This is a genomic window from Microcystis sp. LSC13-02, from assembly GCA_002282935.1.
Lineage (GTDB): Bacteria > Cyanobacteriota > Cyanobacteriia > Cyanobacteriales > Microcystaceae > Microcystis.
The window spans coordinates 1-6,925 of sequence record MTBT01000008.1; the positions used below are offsets into that span (position 1 = coordinate 1).

Here is a 6,925-nt window from a genome sequence, read left to right on the forward strand (position 1 = left end):
GTGCGGATAACTTAGTTTACTTGTACTAAATATTTCCCTCAATTTAATTTTTTATTCAGTACCTCTCGATCGCCTGGTCGATTTTGGGGTAATCTTAGATAGTCAACAACTCAGTTCCCTCTGATCAATAATAATTTCTAGTCAGCTTGCTCCCATCCCCGATTCTTTCCTTAGCTTTTTGCCTGCCGTTGTATCGATCTATTTTGAGCAAGAGAAGCTGAGAACCTTTGTGGCCGTTGATTTTGAACTTAGCTTGTGTCCGTCTGGGCCAGTTTTCCTAGCCATTGCCCCATAACTGATATATTTTCTGAAAAACTGGGCAATCTAGGACTAGACAGCATCGTGATAAGGGGGGATAAGACCTTGGACTCCGCTAACGCACAGAAAATTCTCGGCTATTTCATCGAAGAAGCAAAAGAACACCTGGAAACTTTGGAACAGGGGATTTTAGACTTAGGCAATCTCGTGAACAATACTGAACAGATGAACGAGATGTTTCGTGCCGCCCATTCCATCAAGGGGGGGGCGGCCATGTTAGGTTATAGCAGTATCCAAAAAACTGCTCACCGTCTTGAGGATGCTTTCAAAATACTGAAAGAAAATCCCATACAAGTGGATCAAAAATTAGAATCTTTGTTCCTCAAGGGTTATGATCTGCTTCAGATATTGATCGATAAGCTGCCCGGTCCATTAGGTTTGCAAGCCGAGGAAGCTAACGCTATCGTTAAAAAAGGTGAACCTACTTTTGCCGAATTACAGTCCCATCTTAACTATCTTCTCGACCAAAAAAAATCTACCCCTGCCATTGCGGCAACATCTTCTATCTCCATCAGCGTCAGAGATATCCTCAAACAGATGTTACAACTGTTCAAACAGGAAGAAACCAGTGCTTCCCGTCAGCAATTACAAAAATTAAATTTATCTCTGTCTCAATTGGCTTCAGAACAGCAAAAGTGGCAATATTTAGTTAAAAATGCCCAATCAGCCCTGGCTAACCCCAAACATTCCTACCGCACTCTCGCCCCGGTTATTATTAAAGAATTAAAACAAGCTAGTGATTTATTGGAATGGGATTGCGGGGAAGAAATCACCGTCAGTCAAGAATTGCAGTTATTAGCCACCGCCAAATTACCACAAATCCTGATCACCCTAGAACCGGAATTAGTAGCTAGTACCCTGCTGCAAATGTTTAATCGCCAACAGGTCTCGCAACTGGTACAGTTATTACAAATAAGACGTTGACATCTGCGCTGGTGTAAAAAGGTGGGGGATTCCCGGGAGAATAAACTTAATTGTTTTTAATTTTGGTGAGTTAGGAAGATATGTAATTAATTGTGCGCCCACCGAGGTGGCAATAATTCTAGAGGGTGAATTGGGATAGAGCCAAACCGGAAAAAGCTAAGATATGGCAAGATAAAAACTTAATGCTGACGGCTGACCAATATCAGACCTGATGCAGTATCTCTTTAGTCACCGGTCAAGCTGGGATTTACTGAGAGTAAGCAATCTGCTAGAGTTTTAACGTTCGTTAAATTTCTCGGGCAGAGAAAACAAACAAAACCATAATGGTGTTAATGGGTGTGTGGAAGTGCTTAAAAATCTCAATTTTTCGGGGCGATATTCCTCGCTGGCCCTGCTGCTGGCTATTTTCGGATTATTTCACGGGACGGTAATGGCCGAAGAAGAACCGCAAGAAACGGTTTTTCCCCGCGTCGAGCAGATAGTACAGTCTCCTCCTGCGACGGGAGAAACTACGCCACCCGCGGCAGCACCGCCGGAAACCCCGACGGAAACCCCAAGCCCTGCAGAAACTCCCACAACAGCCCCACCAGTGGCGGCGGAGGAGTCGCGAGTTTTGGTGGCCGAAGTGGTAGTACAGGGGGCCGATCGAGAATTAGAAAATCTAGTTTATAATACCATTCGCACCCGACCAGGACGAAGCACGACTCGATCGCAACTGCAAGAAGATATTAACGCCGTTTTTGCCACGGGCTTTTTTGCTGATGTGCGGGCAGTTCCCCAAGATACGCCTCTAGGGGTGCGAGTCACCTTTGAGGTGCAACCTAACCCCGTTTTTCAGGGCGTACAGATTCAAATTGCCCCGGAAACTATGGACAAATCGATTTTACCTGCCGGGGTGGTCGAGGAAATTTTCGCTAGTCAATACGGCAAAACCCTGAATTTGCGGGAATTACAGGCGGGGGTAAAAAAAATCAATGACTGGTACAGCAAAAACGGCTATGATCTGGCCCAGGTAATCGGTGCGCCGCAAGTCACTCCCGATGGTCGGGTGATTCTGGTCATTTCCGAAGGTTTAATCGAAAAAATTCAAGTACGCTACTTTAACGTCGAACAGGAACCGGTCAAGGGTAAAACTAGAGAATTTATCATTACTAGGGAAATGCGCCTAAAAGCGGGGGATATTTTTAACCGCAATACGGCCCAACAGGATTTACAGCGTGTTTTCGGTCTCGGTTTATTCGAGGATGTGCGTCTGTCTTTTTCTCCCGGCAGCGACCCAAGGGAGGTGATTGTTAACGTCGATGTGGTGGAAGGTAATACCGGTTCCGTGGCTGCTGGGGGTGGTATTAGCTCGAATGCGGGCTTATTCGGCACTGTAAGCTATCAACAGCGCAATTTTGGCGGTAATAACCAAACTTTAGGGGCAGAAGTCCAGTTAGGGGAACGGGAATTTTTATTTGATCTGAATTTTTCCGATCCTTGGATTGCCAAGGATAATTTCCGCACTTCCTACACGGTGAACGTTTTCCGGCGACAGTCGATTTCTCTGGTTTATGATGGGGAAAATTCCTCGATTCGGACGCTTAACGATAATGATAGTCCCCGTATCGTCCGGACGGGTGGCGGTATTACTTTTGTCCGTCCTTTGGCCCCCGATGTGTTTACGAAACCAAAATGGGTGGTTTCCCTAGGCTTTAACTATCAACAGGTACAGGTGCAAAATGCCAATGGTGACATCTCCCCCCTGTCTGCACCTCTCAATGGTTTTGGCAGTCAACAACTGGCTTTTAGTTCCTCTGGGATCGATGATATACTTTCTCTAAATATTGGCGCTATTCAAGATTTTCGTGATAATCCCCTGCAGCCCACCAGTGGTTCTTTCCTGCGTCTAGGTTTAGAACAAACTATTCCGGTCGGTTCTGGCAGTATTTTCGGCACTCGTGTTCGGGGTAGTTACAGTTACTTTATCCCCGTTCGGTTTATTAATTCCTTTAATCTCTTTGAAACCGATATTTTTAAAGGTCAGCAATCCCTCGCTTTTAATGTGCAAGCAGGGACAGTATTAGGCGATTTACCCCCCTACGATGCTTTTATCGTTGGGGGTAGTAACTCTGTACGGGGTTACGCCGAGGGGGAAGTGGGTAGCGGTCGCAGTTATTTCCAAGCGACGGCCGAATATCGTTTTCCCATAGTAGCAATTATTGGGGGGGCGTTATTTGTCGATTTCGGCACTACTATTGGTTCCCAAGGAGATGTCCCCGGTCAACCCGGGATTGTCCGGGGTTTACCCGGTACTGGTCTCGGTTACGGTTTAGGTGTTCGGGTACAATCTCCCGTCGGCCAAATTCGGGTTGACTACGGTTTTAATGTCGATGGTGGTTCTCGTCTCCATTTCGGTATCGGGGAACGATTCTAATCAGTTATCAGTGATCAGTTATCGATAAATTTAGTTCTTTTTGTTGTTCACTTATAAAAGCTTTATTACTTAATAATTATGGTTTCTACTATCGCTAAACAATTTGAATTATCGGGAATTGGCCTGCATTCGGGGGAGATAACACGGGTGTGCGTCTGTGGGGCAAATCCTGGGGAGGGACGTTATTTTGTCCGCAGAGATTTAGCCAATCAACCGATTATTCCCGCTCTAGTTTCTTCGGTTTACCAAACGACTTTATCAACGGAATTGGGACAAGGAGAAGCCAAGGTTAGAACCGTTGAGCATTTATTAGCGGCCTTAACCGCTTTGGGGGTAGAGGATGCTCGCATTGAGGTGGATGGTGCGGAAATTCCCCTCCTCGATGGTTCGGCCAAAATCTGGGTAGAAGCGATCGAAAATGCTGGTTTAGATAACTCTTTTTCTCCATCAGATTTAACGATTTCTCAACCGATTTGGTTGTACGAAGGAGATGCTTTTGTGGCGGCGATTCCTTCCCCTGAATTACGTTTTACCTACGGGATCGATTTTACCTATAAACCCATCGGTAATCAATGGTATAGTTGGAGTCCTGATCAGGAAAGTTTTAGTCAAGCGATCGCATCCGCCCGGACTTTCGGTTTTGCCGATCAAATTGAATATTTACAAAAGGCTGGTTTAATTAAAGGAGGCAGTTTAGAAAATGCTTTAGTCTGCGATCAAAATCAATGGTTAAATCCTCCTTTACGCTTTGAAAATGAGCCAGTAAGACATAAATTATTGGACTTAATTGGTGATTTGAGTTTACTGGGAACTATTCCCACCGCTCATTACATGGCTTTTAAAGCCAGTCATAAACTTCACGTGCAATTAGCTAAAGCAATTCAGGGTTAACTAATTAGGGCTTGCTGAATAATGGTAAAACCCTTTTAAAATAAAGCTTTTGACCTGTTAAAGTCCGATGTTAGTGCAAGAAAATAGGATTGAAACTCCTGACTCCTGACTCCTGACTCCTGACTCCTACCCCCACCGAAAAACTTTTTCAGCAGACCCTAATTAGGTTTTGCCGAATAAATCTAAAAACCTTTCGGGGGGGGAAATTTAGGCACTTTTTCCCTGAAAATTAGGTAATTGACCACCTGAAAATGGGTAAAACCCGACACCCGACACCCGACACCCGACTTCCCACACCCCGCTCCCTATCCCCGAACATTTATCAAGACTCAGAGCGAAAAATCCGCGTTTGTTCACACAGCTTAATTAAGACTTGTAACTTTTAATGAACAGGAAGGGAGTCTAGGGCTGAGAGCTTGCTATAGTGAATCCTAGCCGTTTTTTCACGGCTCGTCATTATCACCTCAGAGCCTTTACTCGTCTCAATCATCATCCCAGAGTAAAATCAATAATCCCTATGGTCAGCACGATCCAAAAACCAGAATTCGAGGAAATCCGTCCGGGTATAAAAGTTCCCGCTAAAGAAACGATCCTCACTCCCCGCTTCTACACCACTGATTTTGAAGCGATGGCGGAAATGTCGATCGCCGCTAATGAGGAAGAACTGAAAGCGATTTTAGAGGAATTCCGTACCGATTATAACCGGCATCACTTCGTTCGCAATCAAGAATTCGATCGCTCTTGGGAGCATATTGATGGCGAAACTCGCCGCTTATTCGTGGAATTTCTGGAAAGATCCTGCACGGCCGAATTTTCCGGCTTTCTTCTCTACAAAGAACTCGGCAGACGTTTAAAAAACAGAAATCCCCTCCTCGCGGAATGCTTTAACCTCATGTCCCGGGACGAAGCGCGTCACGCTGGATTCCTTAATAAGGCTTTATCGGATTTTAACCTCTCCCTTGACTTGGGATTTTTAACCAAAAGCCGTAACTACACCTTCTTTAAACCGAAATTTATCTTCTACGCCACCTATCTTTCCGAAAAAATCGGTTATTGGCGCTATATCACCATTTATCGTCATCTCGAACAACATCCCGAAGATCGGGTTTATCCGATTTTTAACTTCTTCGAGAATTGGTGTCAAGACGAAAACCGTCACGGGGACTTCTTTGATGCGATCATGCGCGCCCAACCTGATATTCTTAATGATTGGCGCGCTCGTCTCTGGTGTCGTTTCTTCCTGCTTTCGGTCTTCGCTACGATGTATCTCAATGATACTCAGCGTTCTGGTTTCTACGCCATTCTCGGTTTGGACGCTCGCGAGTACGATAAGTATGTGATCGAGAAGACCAATGAAACCGCCGGCCGCGTCTTCCCGATTATTCTCGATGTGGATAGTCCTGAATTTTATGATCGCCTAGAAATCTGTGTTGGCAATAACGAGGGATTACGGGCGATCGATAGCGAAAACAGTGCCGCACCGGTTAAATTACTGAAGAAATTGCCTATCTTCGCCTCTAACGCTTGGCAATTCCTCAAATTGTACCTGATGAAACCGATTCGGGTCGATAAATTAGCCGGTAGCGTCCGTTAAAAAGTTTGTTTTCTTGAGACATGGTGAGGGTGGGTTAAACCACCCTTTTTTTGTCGATAAAATTCTTAAGAAAATCCTCTAACATTTCTATCCTCGCTAGACTGGATCTGTAGGGGTGTTAACTAGCTTTTTACTTTTTACTTTTTACTTTTTCCTGTCAAAAATATGGCTCTTTATAGTGAATTACCCACAGGACAACGTCTCTATCTCGATAATCAAGGGCTGCAGACGATTGTAACTCTCGCTAGTGGTGCAGTGGGACAACAACAGCAGTCTAGCAGTAGTTTTGCTACGGGAGTTTGGACAAAAGAACCCCAAATAGAGATAATTCCCCAAGGGGCAATTATTGAAATTATCACTGAAACTGGACCCCACAGAATCCAAATTCAAGGAAGCAGTATCGGTTTTTCCTCTCCTCATACCTCTGGAGTTTCTCAGTCCTCTCAATCGACCACTGCTACCAGTTTCTCCTCCTCACCGATGCAACCGATGCAACCGATGAAAATGGGTAATATGTCGATGAATTTTGCCCCTATGGAAATGCAAATGGGAGATATGAAAATGAGCATGGGAGACACAAAAACCGTCAGTCAAGTGCGATTTTGTAGTCAATGCGGGGCAAAAGTAGCGGCAACCGATCGCTTTTGTAGTAGCTGTGGTCATCAGTTACCCCAGACAAAGAGTTTTTAGAACGACGGCTTTACTGTTAAATATTAACACATTTACGAAATATATGCTAAAATGTGAGACATGGAAAAAGCCTACTCGTTCCGATTTTACCC

The 6,925-nt window shown here is 44.8% G+C and carries 5 protein-coding genes; all 5 read left to right on the plus strand.

All coding sequences use genetic code 11. From position 1 onward, the window contains the following. Positions 1-363 precede the first annotated feature (363 nt). The 5 genes from BGL89_RS00290 (at position 364) to BGL89_RS00310 (ending at position 6,833) form a co-directional block, all read left to right on the plus strand. Positions 364-1,242, plus strand: a complete 879-nt coding sequence (locus tag BGL89_RS00290) for an Hpt domain-containing protein (RefSeq protein WP_286823636.1) — start codon at positions 364-366, stop codon at positions 1,240-1,242. A gap of 430 nt (positions 1,243-1,672) precedes the next feature. Next, positions 1,673-3,658 (plus strand): BamA/TamA family outer membrane protein, encoded by a 1,986-nt coding sequence (locus BGL89_RS00295; RefSeq protein ID WP_502692581.1) that lies wholly within the window; start codon positions 1,673-1,675, stop codon positions 3,656-3,658. 78 nt (positions 3,659-3,736) lie between these two features. Continuing rightward, positions 3,737-4,549 carry a UDP-3-O-acyl-N-acetylglucosamine deacetylase gene (gene lpxC / locus BGL89_RS00300; RefSeq protein ID WP_286823638.1) on the plus strand — a complete coding sequence of 271 codons (813 nt, stop codon included), beginning with the start codon at positions 3,737-3,739 and terminating at the stop codon, positions 4,547-4,549. A gap of 517 nt (positions 4,550-5,066) precedes the next feature. Further along, positions 5,067-6,143, plus strand: a complete 1,077-nt coding sequence (acsF, locus tag BGL89_RS00305; protein ID WP_286823639.1) for a magnesium-protoporphyrin IX monomethyl ester (oxidative) cyclase — start codon at positions 5,067-5,069, stop codon at positions 6,141-6,143. A gap of 165 nt (positions 6,144-6,308) precedes the next feature. Then, positions 6,309-6,833 (plus strand): zinc ribbon domain-containing protein, encoded by a 525-nt coding sequence (locus BGL89_RS00310; RefSeq protein WP_286823640.1) that lies wholly within the window; start codon positions 6,309-6,311, stop codon positions 6,831-6,833. Positions 6,834-6,925: the final 92 nt, after the last annotated feature.